At 37.1% G+C, this 16,233-nt stretch carries 12 protein-coding genes, 3 tRNA genes and 1 pseudogene; 2 read left to right on the top strand and 14 right to left on the bottom strand.

The window, feature by feature from the left end:
• From ACFIMA_RS07025 to ACFIMA_RS07015, 3 genes and pseudogenes are all read right to left on the bottom strand, one after another.
• Positions 1 to 76 (bottom strand): annotated as a pseudogene (locus ACFIMA_RS07025) (elongation factor Tu); the annotation flags it as partial.
• A 181-nt stretch (positions 77 to 257) separates the two neighbouring features.
• Positions 258 to 331: transfer RNA gene (locus tag ACFIMA_RS07020), tRNA-Gly, on the bottom strand.
• A 31-nt stretch (positions 332 to 362) separates the two neighbouring features.
• Positions 363 to 446: transfer RNA gene (locus ACFIMA_RS07015), tRNA-Tyr, on the bottom strand.
• A 205-nt stretch (positions 447 to 651) separates the two neighbouring features.
• Here ACFIMA_RS07015 and ACFIMA_RS07010 point away from each other — a divergent pair.
• Positions 652 to 1,482, top strand: a complete 831-nt coding sequence (locus ACFIMA_RS07010; RefSeq protein ID WP_375612889.1) for a TrmH family RNA methyltransferase — start codon at positions 652 to 654, stop codon at positions 1,480 to 1,482.
• Here the strand turns inward: ACFIMA_RS07010 and ACFIMA_RS07005 are convergent.
• From ACFIMA_RS07005 to ACFIMA_RS06980, 6 genes are all read right to left on the bottom strand, one after another.
• Positions 1,479 to 2,210, bottom strand: a complete 732-nt coding sequence (locus ACFIMA_RS07005; RefSeq protein WP_375652266.1) for a rhomboid family intramembrane serine protease — start codon at positions 2,208 to 2,210, stop codon at positions 1,479 to 1,481. The two genes, ACFIMA_RS07010 and ACFIMA_RS07005, sit on opposite strands and share 4 nt — an antisense overlap.
• 876 nt (positions 2,211 to 3,086) lie before the next feature.
• Positions 3,087 to 3,512, bottom strand: a complete 426-nt coding sequence (locus ACFIMA_RS07000) for a DUF2155 domain-containing protein (RefSeq protein ID WP_375613043.1) — start codon at positions 3,510 to 3,512, stop codon at positions 3,087 to 3,089.
• A gap of 89 nt (positions 3,513 to 3,601) precedes the next feature.
• Entirely contained in the window at positions 3,602 to 4,000 is a 399-nt protein-coding gene (locus ACFIMA_RS06995; RefSeq protein ID WP_375631793.1) for an NADH:ubiquinone oxidoreductase subunit NDUFA12, read from the bottom strand.
• 181 nt (positions 4,001 to 4,181) lie between these two features.
• Positions 4,182 to 5,681, bottom strand: coding sequence for an Asp-tRNA(Asn)/Glu-tRNA(Gln) amidotransferase subunit GatB (gene gatB, locus ACFIMA_RS06990; RefSeq protein WP_375693257.1), 1,500 nt, complete (start codon positions 5,679 to 5,681; stop codon positions 4,182 to 4,184).
• 130 nt (positions 5,682 to 5,811) lie between these two features.
• Positions 5,812 to 7,239 (bottom strand): trigger factor, encoded by a 1,428-nt coding sequence (tig, locus tag ACFIMA_RS06985; RefSeq protein WP_375631789.1) that lies wholly within the window; start codon positions 7,237 to 7,239, stop codon positions 5,812 to 5,814.
• 135 nt (positions 7,240 to 7,374) lie between these two features.
• Positions 7,375 to 7,457, bottom strand: a tRNA-Leu gene (locus ACFIMA_RS06980).
• A 134-nt stretch (positions 7,458 to 7,591) separates the two neighbouring features.
• On the opposite strand from ACFIMA_RS06980, the gene trmFO reads away from it, so the two are divergent.
• Positions 7,592 to 9,004 carry a methylenetetrahydrofolate--tRNA-(uracil(54)-C(5))-methyltransferase (FADH(2)-oxidizing) TrmFO gene (trmFO, locus tag ACFIMA_RS06975; RefSeq protein WP_375612893.1) on the top strand — a complete coding sequence of 471 codons (1,413 nt, stop codon included), beginning with the start codon at positions 7,592 to 7,594 and terminating at the stop codon, positions 9,002 to 9,004.
• Between the two features lie 1,055 nt (positions 9,005 to 10,059).
• Here trmFO and ACFIMA_RS06970 read toward each other — a convergent pair.
• The 5 genes from ACFIMA_RS06970 to ACFIMA_RS06950 all read right to left on the bottom strand — a co-directional run bounded on the left by ACFIMA_RS06970 (position 10,060) and on the right by ACFIMA_RS06950 (position 16,224).
• Positions 10,060 to 10,338 (bottom strand): HU family DNA-binding protein, encoded by a 279-nt coding sequence (locus ACFIMA_RS06970; RefSeq protein WP_375611283.1) that lies wholly within the window; start codon positions 10,336 to 10,338, stop codon positions 10,060 to 10,062.
• Between the two features lie 229 nt (positions 10,339 to 10,567).
• A complete protein-coding gene (gene lon / locus ACFIMA_RS06965; RefSeq protein ID WP_375693258.1) occupies positions 10,568 to 12,994 on the bottom strand; it encodes an endopeptidase La in 2,427 nt (808 codons plus the stop codon).
• 183 nt (positions 12,995 to 13,177) lie between these two features.
• Positions 13,178 to 14,452 carry an ATP-dependent Clp protease ATP-binding subunit ClpX gene (gene clpX, locus ACFIMA_RS06960; RefSeq protein WP_273723371.1) on the bottom strand — a complete coding sequence of 425 codons (1,275 nt, stop codon included), beginning with the start codon at positions 14,450 to 14,452 and terminating at the stop codon, positions 13,178 to 13,180.
• Between the two features lie 182 nt (positions 14,453 to 14,634).
• Entirely contained in the window at positions 14,635 to 15,267 is a 633-nt protein-coding gene (gene clpP, locus ACFIMA_RS06955) for an ATP-dependent Clp endopeptidase proteolytic subunit ClpP (protein ID WP_375611281.1), read from the bottom strand.
• A gap of 147 nt (positions 15,268 to 15,414) precedes the next feature.
• A complete protein-coding gene (locus tag ACFIMA_RS06950; protein ID WP_375630199.1) occupies positions 15,415 to 16,224 on the bottom strand; it encodes a hypothetical protein in 810 nt (269 codons plus the stop codon).
• Between the last annotated feature and the right edge of the window lie 9 nt (positions 16,225 to 16,233).

Genomic DNA, 16,233 nt, shown 5'->3' with positions numbered 1-16,233 from the left:
TCTTCCCATGATCAACGTGACCAATCGTACCAATATTAACATGCGGTTTTGTTCGTTCAAACTTGCTCTTCGCCATTGCTATTAATCTCTTGTTTTATTCCCTATTTTTATTAGCACCTAGGGACAGTTCTGCAAAACTTAAGTCTGACCAGACTGAAAACAGCCCAATCACCACAACTCTTAGACGGAAAACCCCACCAAATCTATAAATGGAATATCCTCCATCATACCTATTTGCCCAATCATCAACAACCATTTGGAGCGGGTAGCGGGAATCGAACCCGCATATTCAGCTTGGAAGGCTGCTGCTCTACCATTGAGCTATACCCGCATGACCCACGTACTAACTCTCCTTCGATGAATGGTGGAGGGGGTTGGATTCGAACCAACGTAGCATACGCAACGGATTTACAGTCCGCCCCCTTTAACCACTCGGGCACCCCTCCATTACACCGATAAAGTCGCGCAATGAGACATCACGACAACCATCTTGAATACCCATTCAATTCAATCTGATTGCGAAGTGGTTATGACGATTACTATTGTATCTGTCAACAGAATAAATACAATTCTGTACAAATTTCCTGCTCATAATTTTAAATCATAGATTTTTTCTCTCTATTTTTCTTATTAACACGTTATAAAGAAGCTATGAAAGAAAAAACATCACAAAATTCTCATTATGCTCGTTTGCGTCGCCGATATCGCGATACAAAAGGCTCTCCTTCTCGATCTTTTACACACCCAAAGAAGAAAGCTGCTTCTTTACAGCAAGAGATCATCCATCTTTATGGCATTCATTCTGTTCAGGCTGCTTTAGAAAACCCAAAAAGAATTTTAAAATGTCTTTACGTTACACAAAATGCCTTAAAACGATTAAATATATCCGAATCAGATTATCCTTGCTCTGTTACATTATGCACCCCCAAATATCTTGATTCGCTTGTTGGAAGTGAGGCTGTTCATCAAGGTATTGTTTTGGAAACTCTCCCCCTCAAACCATGCAAACTGTCGGAACTAACCAATACTGATCTGGTCATTGTCATGGATCAAATTACCGATCCACATAATGTTGGCGCTATTATGCGCTCTGCAGTTGCATTGAAAGCTAAAGCACTTATTACAACTTGCCGTCACTCTCCCCACGAAAGCGGTGTTCTTGCGAAAGCGGCATCTGGAGCTCTGGAAATGATTCATTATATTACCGTACGAAACCTTGCTGAAGCTCTTCAAGAACTTCATCAAACAGGTTTTACAAGCTTTGGTCTCGATTCAGAAGGTGACCAACCTCTAGAAACAGCATTAACAGGGAATAAAATTGCTCTTGTTTTAGGAGCAGAAGGTAAAGGTTTGCGTAAAAAAACACGCGAAACCGTTTGCGCTTTAACACGCCTTGACATGCCTGGAAATATTAAATCATTAAATGTTTCAAATGCAGCAACAATAGCTCTTTATGTGGCACATCAATATCTTAGATTCTAGTTTTTAATTTTTTGTGAAACATCAAAAAAACCAACCAACAAAAAACCCGCAAAAAACCCGCCAATATGAGCTTCCCATGCTATTGAGATGCCATTTTCTTCAAACAAAATAGAAGAAATACCTATGATCAAATCAGTCGTCAGCCATACACTCATATAAACAAGAACCCCCTTAGAACACAGAGCTTTTTTGACAGATAATAAAGGTCCTAAAAGTTTTTCGTTCTGCGCATTGACAGCTAGATTACCACTAGGAAAACCATAACGTGCAATAGCACCCATCATTCCAGATACGGCACCTGACGCCCCAATAAGTGATATGGTACTTTCTTGATGAAATGTAAAATAAGTCAAAACAGAAATAACTGCCGTTAACACCCAAAAAATTAAAAAACGTAAAACACCAAAATGCCTTGCTAAAGGAGAGCCGAAAACCAAAAGCCAAACCATATTAAGAGCAACATGTTTAAAACTACTATGCATAAATGAATAACTCACCATGGTATAACAAAATGCTACAGGATCCCTCTTAAACAATGCTGGTATAAATGAAAAAAGCTCAAGGCTTTCAACATAAACCTGATGAGAAAAAAAATACTGAGAAATGCAATAAAGACAAAAACAAAATACTATCAAAACAACTATAATAAATGGAACATTCAATAAGGGTTCTTTAGGTTGTTTTGGCAATCGGGAAACATCATTATGTTGGTGACTAGAAACTTTCATTGTATAAAATCTCGTATTTTTTAGAAAATGGGTTATACTTTATACAAAATAAATATACCATTCCCAGTGATGCAGAATCTTCTCAACGCCTTTTCGAAACCCCTTTTTAAATTTTCAATAGCTCTACATGAAAACACGTGTATTTTATACAAAAGATTTTAAAAAGCATGGATATCAAGAATATGATTTACAAACTTAGTGGTATCCCGCTTACTTAAATGTGAAGTTACCATGCAATATACAAGAACTTACGAATAGACAAACTCACTTATGAGGTGGTGTATAATAAAAATATATAAACATTATTTTCTTACTAGAAATATATTGATTATTGCATTTTTTAACCACGCTATACTTCGATTGATAAACTTTAAAGAATCTTAAATCTCAATTTTTCCATTAATATGGCCTGCATTGCTTCTATGCTTTGAACGAAAAACGACATCTCTATGAGAAAAAATACCAATACAGCGTTCTCTAGATATAATAATTAGTGTTTCATGATAAATTACTTACTTGATAATCTGTTTCCCTCATACATGCAAAAGCGTCAATTCATCTCTTTAACAAATATAAACAAGCCTTTCATTTCAATCTTTAACAGATATAATTCAAGAACTGTCTCTTATGAAACACTTAAAAAATATGTTGATTCTAATGATGCATCTTTGAATTTAAACAGTTCATGACGGAATTTTTTATTCCTTTTTTAGACAGTGTTATTGACACATCCGCCACTTGTAACGCGCAAGAGAATAGTTTGGATTATTCAATATAAAAAAAATTAAATGAGGTAATCATAGGAATTTGCTATTAAGTTGTAAAATGATAAAGGACCATTATAAATCAATGTATTATAAATAGATAACACACTAATTATTGAAGAGGAAGATCTTGAGCATTCTGCTTGCAATCCTTTAACCACACATCATAAATAGGATGCTCAACAGCGTTCAAACCAGGACTATCTGCAAACATCCATCCCGTAAAAATACGCCGTACTTTTTTATCTAATGTTACTTCATTGACTTCAACAAAACCAGTTGTACGCGTGGGTTCATCTTTAGAGCTCGTATAACACGCACGTGGTGTTACCTGTAATGCACCGTACTGATAAATTTTACCAAGAGTAACTTCAAAACGTGTTGTCCGTCCCGTGATTTTGTCAAGACCTGCAAAAACAGCAATTCCATTGCTAATACGCTCAGCCCGCACCCCATTATTTAAGGATAAAAACACTAAAATTCCCATTAAAAAAATATATATAAAATGCCTCACCCCTAACAATAAAAAAAATCTCATCATATCAAAATCAATCGCACCTTAAAAAATAATTCTTTTCATAACATAGAGTCAAATAAGACAAAAATACACACGCACATTAAAACATGTTATTTTTTAGGTGACCACGCATCATAATCTTCATGCACACAAAAACGCTCTCCATTGGAGGTGATAGCTCCCTTTGGTCGATAGCCCTCACTTGTTCCTGTCATATTTGCAACATGAGGCTTTTCCCATTCATAAGGATGATAATCCTCTTGTGTTGGTGGACACTCACAGCGATGATGAATCCAGCCATGCCAACCTGGTGGAATAGTAGAGGCCTCAGAATAGTCTTTATAGATAACCCAACGGTGCGGATAACCATCCTTATGAAGTCCTCCTTCATAATATATATTTCCAAACTGATCTTCCCCTATCCGCTTACCTTTGCGCCATGTGAAAAAACGCGTACCAATGGTATTACCATTCCACCATGTGAAGATTTGCTTAAAAAAACGAGCCATCTGCTATTCCATTCATTTAGTGCGCTCATGAAATTAATCGTTGGAATAAAATTATTAACGATTGAAATTATCGAAAAAGTTACTAGTAAATTCAACTACAATTCCAATTGATAGGTTAACGTGCTATCCTTTAATTTCAAGAAGATATCATATGTATGGCTTCTTCTCCACCCCATAAAATTTAATCTATGCCAAGTTTCATCTTAACCAATTCATTAACAGCTTGGGGATTTGCCTTACCACCTGTTACTTTCATTACCTGTCCAACAAACCAACCAGCTAAAGCAGGTTTGTGCTTTGCTTGCGCAACTTTATCAGAATTATTGGCAACGATCTCATCAACAGCTCTTTCAATAGCCTTTGTATCCGTTACCTGCTTCATATTTCGTTCTTCTACAATTTGGCGTGCATCTCCCTCCTCATTCCAAATAATCTCAAAAAGATCTTTGGCAATTTTTCCAGAAATAACTCCTTCTTTTATAAGATCAATAATGCTTCCCAATTGATTTGGCGATACTGGTGACTCTTCAATCTCACGATTATCTTTATTTAAAGCCCCTAAAAGGTCGTTAATCACCCAATTGGCAACTATTTTTCCATCACGCCCACGCGCTACCTCTTCAAAATAATCAGCAATAGCCTTTTCTGTCACAAGAATGGAAGCATCATACACTGTCAATCCCATTTCCTTAATAAAACGTGCTTTTATAGCGTCAGGCAATTCCGGTAAGTCTGCTGCCAAAGCATCCACAAATGCTTGATCAAATTCTAATGGTAAAAGATCAGGGTCAGGAAAATAACGATAGTCATGCGCTTCTTCCTTTGAGCGCATAGAACGCGTTTCACCTTTAGCGGCATCAAAAAGCCGAGTCTCTTGATCTATGACGCCTCCATCTTCTAAAATTGCGATCTGACGACGCGCTTCATATTCAATTGCTTGACCAATAAAGCGAATAGAATTAACATTTTTAATTTCACAGCGCGTTCCAAAATCTTCACCAGGACGACGAACAGATACATTGACATCTGCACGCATAGAACCTTCATCCATATTGCCATCGCAAGTGCCCAAATAACGAACAATCGTACGCAATTTTGTCATATAGGCTTTGGCTTCATCTGATGAGCGCATATCAGGCTTGGAAACAATTTCCATAAGAGCAACACCAGAACGATTAAGATCTACAAAAGACATCGTTGGATGTTGATCGTGCATCGATTTTCCAGCATCCTGTTCAAGATGCAACCTCTCAATTCCCACTTCAATATCCTCAAATTGGCCATTCGAATCTGGACCAACAGATATAATAATCTTTCCCTCTCCTACAATGGGATAGCGAAATTGAGAAATCTGATACCCCTGCGGTAAATCTGGATAAAAATAGTTTTTGCGATCAAAAACAGATTTTAAATTAATATGCGCCTTTAATCCTAACCCCGTTCGAACCGCTTGACGAACACATTCTTGATTAAGAACAGGCAACATACCTGGCATGGCTGCATCAATAAGTGATACATGATTGTTCGGCTCTGCACCAAATTTGGTTGATGCTCCTGAAAAAAGTTTCGAATTTGATATGATTTGCGCATGAACTTCCATGCCAATGATGACTTCCCAATCACCTGTAACTCCAGAAATAAAACGCTTAGAATCAGGAGTACGCGTATCAATGATGCTCATTGCCAATCCACTACCAATATTTTAAAATTCACTCATGGCTTATCTAAAACCATTCTCTCAGTGCAATCCTAGGATATAAATCTTACAACACAAGCCCGATTTTATCGGGCTTGTGTTGTTTGCATAAATATTAAGCTTTTTTAGGAGCCTTTTTCTTAGCTGGTTTTTTCTCTGTAGACTTTTCTTTCACTTCAGACTTTTTCTTTGCCTGCTTTTCTTCAGGGACATCTGATTCGTCATATTCTTTCATCAACTCTTCAACCGTCACTTCTTTATCTGTGACTTTTATCTGTGCTAATAAATGATCAATGACCTTTTCTTCAAAAATCGGAGCACGTAGATTTTCAACAGCTTCCGGAGTCTTACGGAAAAAATCCATAATCTCTTTCTCTTGTCCAGGATATTGGCGAACCTGATCAAAAACTGCTGCTTTTAGCTCATCCTCACTAACTTTAACACCAACCTTCATTCCAATTTCAGAAAGCACCAAACCAAGACGAACACGACGCTGCGCAAGGACACGATATTCCTCCCGTGCCTTTTCTTCTGTAATACCTTCATCTTCAAAACTGCGCCCAGCCTTTTTCAAATCATCATTAACCTGAGCCCATATATTGTTAAACTCAACCTCTAAAAGTTCTTCAGGAATCTCAAAATTATAATCAGCATCTAAAGCATCAAGAATTTGACGCTTAACTTTTTGACGTGTCACTGAACCATATTGGCTTTCAATCTGCCCACGAACGACCTCACGTAAGCGATCTAGAGACTCTAAACCAACTTTTTGCGCTGCTTCATCATCAATTTTTAATTCATCTGGTTTAAAGACAGCTTTGACAGTAATGGCAAATTCCGCTTCCCGTCCCGCCAAATGTGCCGCACTGTAATTATCAGGAAATTTAACAAAAATCGTTTTTACATCCCCAGCTTTCACACCAACCAATTGCTCTTCAAAACCAGGAATAAATTGTTTTGACCCAAGAATCAGTTGTGCATCACTATCTGTCCCACCTTCAAATGGAACGCCTTCAAGCTTACCTTGATAATCTATGGTAATGCGATCACCTTCTTCAGAATTCCCCTCTTTTAGGGAATAATTACGCGTAGAAGAAAGGACGCGATTGACTTGATCATCAATATCCTGTTCAGGAATAGTTGCAATTTCACGAATAACCTTAATATGTTCAAAATCTTTAATGTCAATTTTTGGTAAAACTTCATACTTTAAACTAAAAGTAAAATCAGCTTTGCCATCTAGAATTTTTTCATCTTCATCTATATCAATTTTTGGCTGCATCGCTGCACGTTCATTGCGGTCTGCTAAAATAGAACGGGGTGCATCACTGAGTATCTCATTGAGAATCTCCGCCATAAAGGATTTACCATACATTTTTCGCAAATGCCCACTAGGCACTTTACCGGGACGAAAACCATTAAGCTTGATTTTTCCCTTGGTATCATCCAATCGTTCATTCAACTTTTCTTCTAAATCTTTCGCTGGAACCACGATCTTAATTTCGCGCTTCAGTCCTTCATTAAGCGTCTCGGTAACCTGCATTAAACACCTTCATTTTTCTAAGGAGAGGGATCAACCCACTCTAATAATCATTACATTCTAACACTTCGAGTGTTACATTTACCATGAAGCGGAATTTCAGACACGTAGAAATCCGTAGCACTTAAGGGATTGCTTTGGTGCGGATGGAGGGACTCGAACCCCCACGGTCTCCCGCCAGAACCTAAATCTGGTGCGTCTACCAATTTCGCCACATCCGCTCAAACTTACAAGCTAATAACCTTATACAAGCGGCGTTTCTATACCATTAATTACAGAAAAAAAGCAAACAAATATATTAAAAAAAACAAAATCTATGCTTTTCATACATAACTGCTTACGCTAAAAGTCAATTATGTTAAAGACATTTGATATCCCAATTCATATCATCGGTGGCGGTCTTGCGGGGTGTGAAGCAAGCTGGCAAATCGCTCAGTCAGGAATTTCTGTTGTTTTGCATGAAATGCGACCCGAAAAAAAATCAGATGCCCATAAAACCGATAAATTGGCAGAACTGGTTTGTTCAAATTCGTTTCGTTGCGATGATTCATTAACAAATGCCGTAGGGCTTTTACATGCTGAAATGCGATTAGCAAAATCGTTAATTATGAAAGCTGCTGATGCCAACAAAGTTCCCGCAGGTAGTGCTCTTGCTGTTGACCGTGATGGATTTTCAAAAACCGTTACGACAGCACTTGAAAACCACCCTCTTATAACAATCAAACGTGAAGAAGTTCAAGAAATTCCTAAAGCTTGGAAACATGTTGTCATTGCAACAGGCCCCCTTACATCGCCTGCACTTGCTCAAAAATTACAAGCAATAACCGGTATAAAAGCTCTTTCTTTTTTTGATGCAATTGCACCTATTATCCATACCGATAGTATTGATATCAACATTTGTTGGTATCAGTCTCGCTATGATAAAATTGGTCCTGAGGGAACAGGAAAAGATTATCTTAATTGTCCCCTCAACAAAGAACAATATGAAACATTCGTTGAAGCGTTAAAAAATGCTGAAAAAACAGAGTTTCGTGACTTTGAAAAAACGCCCTATTTTGATGGATGCCTCCCCATTGAAATTATGGCTGAGCGCGGACTTGAAACGTTAAGACATGGTCCTATGAAACCTATGGGCTTAACTAATGCCCATAACCCTACAGTTAAACCCTATGCTGTCGTTCAATTACGCCAAGATAATAAACTTGGAACGCTTTATAATATGGTCGGCTTTCAAACAAAACTGAAATATGGTGAACAAATTCGTATTTTTAGAATGATTCCAGGTCTTGAAAAAGCAGAGTTTGCGCGTCTTGGTGGTCTTCACCGCAATACCTACCTCAACTCGCCAATTATTCTTGATCAAACCCTTCGTTTAAAACAAAAAAAACAACTACGCTTTGCAGGGCAAATTACCGGATGTGAAGGTTATGTAGAATCAGCGGCAATAGGGCTTCTTGCTGGACGTTTTGCTGCTGCCGAATATCATCATATTTCCCCTTGCCTACCCCCACAAACTACAGCATTCGGAGCCCTTTTGAATCATATTACGGGGGGACACATCATAGATGAAAAAGCAGAAACACAGTCTTTTCAGCCAATGAATATCAATTTCGGACTTTTTCCCCCTATTGCTTCTATTAAACATTCAGGGAAACGTTTACCAAGTAAAGAAAAAAAATTAGTAAAAAAACAAGCCATAACAGCGAGAGCTCTCAATGATTGTACTCAGTGGTTAGCAAATAAAGAATCAAAGAGCTCCTGTTTATAAAAAACACACGATTCGCCTCTCTCCTACTGAATAGATCTTTATAACTCTCGTGAAAAAATCATTCTAAAGCCTTTTAAAGACTGTCTCCCCCAATCAATAAATACTACCCTACGTTTCATCATTTATTCAATTATGTAGATGCTGTAAAATAACTTTTGGCTATAAAAAACTTTACCGCTATCAATAATTTAATATGATTTAATGACTAAAAACAAAATAATTATATAAACATATTATGAATAATCAAAATAAATAAATGGAAATACACAAGTAATACTGTACTATCTTTATTAATAGTTTTTATATTACGTAATGTATATTATTTTATAAGAGTAATTTTTCTGTTTTTTAACTTCCTCCCTCAAAGTTTGTGATGTTCTCTCATTTTAACTCTTGTATGATAAAGGAAAAATACTCGCTTGCATATCACAAGTGAAATAACGATATGGAAAAAATATTTGTAGGATAGAGCTGGAGCTATCTCTCCCCTCTCAAATGCCAAGAAAAATCCCAATATTAAAAACCAAATCTGAATATCAAAAGATTTTTTTATTTCAGGATCTTATAATAAATCAATAAAATTATCCTCTTGGTGCGTCACAAGAAAGGTTGGCGTATAAGAGTAAAAGAATAAAACTATCCCTTATGCACTCGACTCAGATATCTGGGGCTAGTCGCAACATTATAGGAACTGAGAAAATAGATAGCACGGTGGCACCAACATGCACTTTTATTAAGCGTAAATGGTGATATATAATAACTTTTATGGACTTTACAGAGTTTTCCGCTTCATATTATTTACGGATCTTGTTTTGAAATAAATACCGTAACACTTCAGCGTAATAAAAGTTAATATTACATTTTATAAGCCATACCCGCGCTCAATTAATACAGTACAATATTTCATTGAAAAGACTAAAAACAATATATTTCAGCAATACATGAAAATAAAAAATATCGCAAGGATCTCAAAGTTTTATGTGAAAAACAAGCATAACACATGTGTTAAAAAAACCCGCTTATAAATAAATCGGGTTTTTTTAATGTAGCTTAAATTATTTTTTATTAACTGCTTCTTTAAGGCTTTTTCCTGCAGAAAATTTGGGTACAGAACGTGCTGGAATATCGATTTCAGCACCAGTTGAAGGATTACGCCCCTTTGTTGCAGCACGATGAGAAACTTCAAAAGTGCCAAAACCTGGAAGACGAACATCTCCCCCTGAAGCCAAAGCTTCTGTCACAGAAGCCATAAAAGCATCAACAACAGCACCAGCTTGCGCTTTCGAAACACCTGCCTTTTCAGCAACGGAGCTAACGAATTCACTTTTATTCATAAAATATTTCCTTTCCCTATATTACCTGAACATGACTTAATCATGTTATTGGTCAGTTTATTGAAAAGTACAGCAAACAGAAGTCTTATTTTTATCCAAAACATTGTTTTTTTAGCAATAATCACAGTTATTCACGGAATTTTTTACTTTTTCCAACAAAAAACAGAATAATAACCTCAACAACACCTTCTACCACCTAAAAAATGCCGTTATAAATGAGATAAGTGAATCAGTGCGCAATCTGTATCCCTTCACTATCACTGCTCTCTGACCGGATTGGCACAGCCCCTGTAGAGGGTTCTTTCCATTCAATAGTGTCTGGAAAACGAACCAAAGCGTGTTTCAAAACTTCACTCACATGATTTACCGGAATAATTTCCATATTATTTTTGACATCATCAGGAATATCAACCAAATCTTTTGCATTTTCTTCAGGAATAAGTACTTTTTTTATCCCTCCTCGAAGAGCTGCTAAGAGTTTTTCTTTTAATCCACCAATGGGTAAAACGCGTCCACGTAAAGTAATTTCACCAGTCATTGCAATATCTTTATGCACAGCTACTCCTGTAAGGACTGAAACAATTGCCGTCACCATTGCAATCCCAGCCGACGGGCCATCTTTTGGTGTCGCACCCTCTGGAACATGAACATGGATATCGCGTTTTTCAAAAAGTGGAGGTTCAATACCAAAATCAACAGCACGAGAACGTACATAAGATGCTGCCGCTGAAATGGACTCTTTCATAATATCACGTAAATTTCCAGTTACAGTCATCTTCCCTTTGCCGGGCATCATAACTCCTTCAATGGTCAATAACTCTCCACCGACTTCTGTCCACGCAAGACCTGTTACAACACCAATTTGATTTTCTCCTTCAATTTGATTGTAATGATAACGTTTAACACCCAAGAAATCATGAATATTACTTTCTGTAACTTTTACAGATTTTTGATGCGTTTTGAGAATTTTTGTAACGGATTTGCGGGAAATTTTCATGAGTTCACGTTCAAGGTTACGAACGCCTGCCTCACGTGTATAAAACTGAATAATTGACCTTAGTGCTCCATCAGAAATACTGAGTTCTTTTTTAGACAAACAGTGATCTTTTAGTGCCTTTGGTAAAAGATGCTGTTTAACAATTTCCATTTTCTCACATTCAGTATAACCAGCGATACGAATAATTTCCATACGATCCATTAACGGAGCTGGAATATTAAGCGTATTGGCAGTTGTGATAAACATGACATCAGAAAGATCATATTCAACTTCCAAATAGTGATCAATGAATGTACCATTTTGTTCAGGATCAAGAACTTCTAATAAAGCGGATGAAGGATCGCCACGAAAATCTTGGCCCATTTTATCAATTTCATCAAGCAAGAAAAGCGGATTAGATTTTTTTGCTTTTTTCATAGACTGGATAATTTTTCCAGGCATCGATCCAATATATGTTCGGCGATGTCCACGAATTTCTGCTTCATCTCGGACACCTCCCAATGAGATACGAACATACTCACGTCCCGTTGCCTTTGCAATAGAGCGCGCTAATGATGTTTTCCCTACACCTGGAGGACCTAACAAACAAATAATGGGACCTTTTATCTTTGACGCGCGACTTTGTACGGCCAAATATTCAATAATTCGCTCCTTAACTTTTTCAAGACCAAAATGTTCATTATTCATGACCTTTTCAGCAAAATCTAAATTGTTTTTAATCTTAGATTTTTTACCCCAAGGCATTGCTAATAACCAATCAAGATAGTTACGTACAACTGTCGCTTCTGCAGACATAGGAGACATATTCCGTAATTTTCTCAATTCTGCTCCAGCTTTTTCCTGCGCTTCCTTGGATAGTTTTGTATTTTTGATACGTTCTTCTAATTCAGAGAGTTCATCTCGGCTATCATCACCTGCTCCTAACTCTTTTTGAATAGCCTTCATCTGCTCATTGAGATAATATTCTCGTTGGTTTTTTTCCATTTGCCGTTTAACATGCGAACGAATACGTTTTTCAACCTGCAAAACAGAAATTTCTCCTTCCATGAAGGACAAAACACGTTCAAGACGGGCCCGCACAGGTAAGAGCTCTAATATTTCCTGTTTTTCTGCCAGTTTAATCATCAAATGAGAAGCAATCGTATCGGCAAGCTTAGAAGGATTATCAAGCTGGCCAATCGCATTCACAACTTCAGGAGAGATTTTTTTATTAAGCTTTACATAGTTTTCAAAATAAGTAATCACTGACCTTGAAAGAGCTTCAATCTCAACATCACTCTCTCTAGGTTCTTCTGTAACAGTTGCAAAAGCCTGATGATAACCTTCACTTAAAGCAAATTGACTAATTTTTGCACGTGCAGTTCCTTCAACCAAAACCTTTACAGTACCATCAGGAAGCTTTAAAAGTTGAAGAATATTAGCAAATGTACCAATATGATAAATATCCTCTGATTTTGGATCGTCATCAGAAGCATTTTTTTGTGTCACCAATAGTATTTGCTTATCAACCGCCATCGTTTCTTCAAGAGCACGAATTGATTTTTCGCGGCCCACAAAAAGTGGAACAATCATATGGGGGAAGACAACAATATCACGAAGAGGTAAAACAGCATAAACCCCATCTCTTACTTCATCTGTCTTTTCATCAATATATTGCATAACTCTCCTTTCTGGAGCCTATGAGCTATCTACAACAATTAGCCCACCTTTAGAAAATCTCAGCTCTTCACTGTACATGAAGTGGTAATTACTCATACATAAATCAAGCATTATAATGATATTATTAGAAACACCTATCAAATACCGTTCACTACCACCTTTTATATTGTGCATCGCACAATGTCATGCTGATACATTTTCTTTATCTTCTGCACGTTCTGAGTAAATATAAAGAGGACGCGCTTTACCATCAACGACATCACTCGAAATAACCACTTTTTGAACGCCTTCAAGAGCCGGTAGCTCAAACATCGTCTCAAGAAGGATCTTCTCCATAATAGAACGTAAACCACGAGCACCAGTTTTACGTTCAATTGCTTTCTTTGCAATAACACGTAAAGCATCTTCATGAAATGCTAACTCAACATTCTCCATTTCAAAAAGACGCTGATATTGCTTTACTAACGCATTTTTAGGTTGGGATAAAATTTGCATGAGGGCGTTAACATCTAAATCCTCTAAGGTAGCGACTATAGGAAGCCGCCCAATAAATTCTGGTATTAAACCAAATTTAATAAGATCTTCAGGCTCTAAATCACGAAAAATTTCACCGACACAACGCTCATCCGGAGCCTTAACAGTCGCAGAAAAACCAATAGAAGTTTTTTCACCACGCCCTGAAATGATCCGTTCTAAACCTGCAAAAGCTCCCCCACAAATGAATAAGATGTTTGTGGTGTCAACCTGAAGAAACTCTTGTTGCGGATGCTTACGTCCACCTTGAGGAGGAACAGAAGCAATCGTTCCTTCCATAATTTTTAATAATGCTTGCTGAACTCCTTCCCCCGAAACATCTCTTGTAATAGAAGGATTGTCTGCTTTACGAGAAATCTTATCAACCTCATCAATATAAACAATACCACGCTGCGCACGTTCAACATTATAATCTGCTGCTTGAAGAAGCTTCAAAATAATATTTTCAACATCTTCTCCCACATAACCCGCTTCAGTCAAAGTGGTCGCATCCGCCATCGTAAAAGGCACATCAATAATACGTGCTAATGTTTGTGCAAGATAAGTTTTACCACAACCCGTTGGACCAACAAGAAGAATATTTGATTTAGCCAACTCAATATCATTGCTTTTAGACTGATGCGCCAACCGTTTATAATGATTATGAACAGCAACAGAAAGAACACGCTTTGCATGCTGCTGACCAATAACATAGTCATCAAGAACTGTTATAATTTCCTGTGGCGTAGGAACACCATCACGCACCTTAACCCCAGAAGACTTATTTTCTTCCCGAATAATATCCATGCAAAGCTCTACACATTCATCACAGATAAATACAGTAGGCCCCGCAATGAGCTTACGCACCTCATGCTGACTCTTGCCGCAGAACGAGCAATAGAGAGTATTTTTTGATTCGTTCCCGCTATTGCTAATTTTGCTCATTTTTCTTTCCTTTCACCACAATATATGAACACTTTGCCTTTTCAAAGGAAGCCTTTCATCATGAAAACTAAAAGACATATAGAAAACCATGCATGTCTCAATACTTTTAGGTGTTTCTCTTATTTTGCGATATTTTTTATAAAACTCTTGATTTAAAGTAGCTGTTTTTTCTATAAAAACTCTTAATCTTTTTCTTCTTTTTCAGTTTCTGCACGGTATTGTATAACATCATCAACTAAGCCAAACGCTTTGGCTTCTTCTGCTGTCATAAAATGATCGCGATCGAGAGTTCTCTCTATAACCTCATAATCTTGACTCGTATGTTGAACATAAATTTCATTTAAACGCCGTTTCATCTTTATAATATCTTGCGCATGTCGCTCAATATCTGAAGCTTGACCTTGAAAACCACCAGATGGTTGATGCACCATAATACGTGCGTTTGGCAATGTAAAACGATGACCTTTTGCTCCAGCCGTTAATAATAAAGACCCCATAGATGCCGCTTGCCCCATGCAAAGCGTAGAAACAGGAGGGCGAATAAACTGCATAGTATCATAAATAGCCATACCAGATGTTACGACACCACCTGGAGAATTAATATAAAGACTAATTTCTTTTTTAGGATTTTCCGCTTCCAAAAAAAGCAATTGTGCACAAACAAGCATTGCCATACCATCTTCAACAGGTCCATTAATAAAAATAATCCGTTCCTTTAAAAGACGGGAAAAAATATCATAGGCCCGTTCACCACGATTTGTTTGTTCAATAACCATAGGAACAAGGCTTAATGCTGTTTTCATTGGATCACTCATATTTTTACTTTCCGTTCATATAACAACCGCTCTTTACACATTCAATGTTTTTGTCCATATGTTAACATTACTCTCTTGTGCAAGCTACAATCAAGAGATTGTATAAGATAGATTAAAATCTCAATAGTTAAAATAGCAATAATAACTCTACCTAAACAAATGATGAACATCCGGAATGCGAGATACCGCCCAATGGTAAAAACTTCCTTCCTGAGGTCTTTTCGTAGTCTTTGTCTTTCTGTGAATATGAAAACCTATCAAGCGTGAATCTGTAAGCGGCTTTACGCCAAAAGCTGGTTCAAAAATACGTTCAGTTTTTCGCCCAGTCCAATAATAAAAAGTTTCCTTTTCCTTTGCTTCATGAAAAAAACCATATCGTTTTGCTAATCGTGAAATACCATCATTGCCAAATATTGTAACGCCAAGATTTCCCGGTAAAATCGGCATTTTTTTCCTCTTTAACCAGAACGGTCTCCAAACACGACGCTTAAACCCAAGCCAATGAGGAATAATTTCTGCACCTGCCCAATAATCCTCAAATATTTTTATAATAGGGTTATTGGGCGGAAAATAAAGTGCAGAAACGCCTACTCTTGTATTATTTTCTCTTGCCAACCAAACCTTATCCGCATCTGGATGAAATTGTTTAACAAGGTAAACATCAGTATCTAACCAAACACCTTGTTGATATTTCATCAGCATAACACGAAAAAAATCCGAGAACTGAACAATTGTACACCCTAGTTTATCATCAGAAAAATCGGGATCAAGGCGATAAATTGCTGAGCGTGGTAAAATTGATTCGGCTTCATACAGCTCAACACCAGCAGGGAGATTATCTATTTTTTTATCATAACTAAAAAGTTTAACGCGCTGTCCAGTTTTAACCATTGAAGACAAACAAAGCCTATCTACCAATCTTAATTGTCCACTATACCAAAAAGTACAAATATCCATAGATAATAC

It is taken from the genome of Bartonella sp. AP88HLJMH (assembly GCF_042195605.1).
In the GTDB taxonomy this organism is placed as follows: domain Bacteria; phylum Pseudomonadota; class Alphaproteobacteria; order Rhizobiales; family Rhizobiaceae; genus Bartonella.
The sequence above is the reverse complement of the archived record's forward strand: the minus strand, read 5'-3'. Positions and strand labels throughout refer to the sequence as shown.

Bases quoted from the DNA above. Each gene is read 5' to 3' on its own strand.
- clpP (WP_375611281.1), bottom strand. From the start codon at position 15,267: ATGAGTGATCCAATGAAAACAGCATTAAGCCTTGTTCCTATGGTTATT.
- ACFIMA_RS06995 (WP_375631793.1), bottom strand. From the start codon at position 4,000: ATGGCTCGTTTTTTTAAGCAAATCTTCACATGGTGGAATGGTAATACC.
- trmFO (WP_375612893.1), top strand. From the start codon at position 7,592: ATGTTAAAGACATTTGATATCCCAATTCATATCATCGGTGGCGGTCTT.
- tig (WP_375631789.1), bottom strand. From the start codon at position 7,239: ATGCAGGTTACCGAGACGCTTAATGAAGGACTGAAGCGCGAAATTAAG.
- ACFIMA_RS07000 (WP_375613043.1), bottom strand. From the start codon at position 3,512: ATGAGATTTTTTTTATTGTTAGGGGTGAGGCATTTTATATATATTTTT.
- ACFIMA_RS07005 (WP_375652266.1), bottom strand. From the start codon at position 2,210: ATGAAAGTTTCTAGTCACCAACATAATGATGTTTCCCGATTGCCAAAA.
- lon (WP_375693258.1), bottom strand. From the start codon at position 12,994: ATGCAATATATTGATGAAAAGACAGATGAAGTAAGAGATGGGGTTTAT.
- gatB (WP_375693257.1), bottom strand. From the start codon at position 5,681: ATGAGCATCATTGATACGCGTACTCCTGATTCTAAGCGTTTTATTTCT.
- ACFIMA_RS06950 (WP_375630199.1), bottom strand. From the start codon at position 16,224: ATGGATATTTGTACTTTTTGGTATAGTGGACAATTAAGATTGGTAGAT.
- clpX (WP_273723371.1), bottom strand. From the start codon at position 14,452: ATGAGCAAAATTAGCAATAGCGGGAACGAATCAAAAAATACTCTCTAT.
- ACFIMA_RS06970 (WP_375611283.1), bottom strand. From the start codon at position 10,338: ATGAATAAAAGTGAATTCGTTAGCTCCGTTGCTGAAAAGGCAGGTGTT.
- ACFIMA_RS07010 (WP_375612889.1), top strand. From the start codon at position 652: ATGAAAGAAAAAACATCACAAAATTCTCATTATGCTCGTTTGCGTCGC.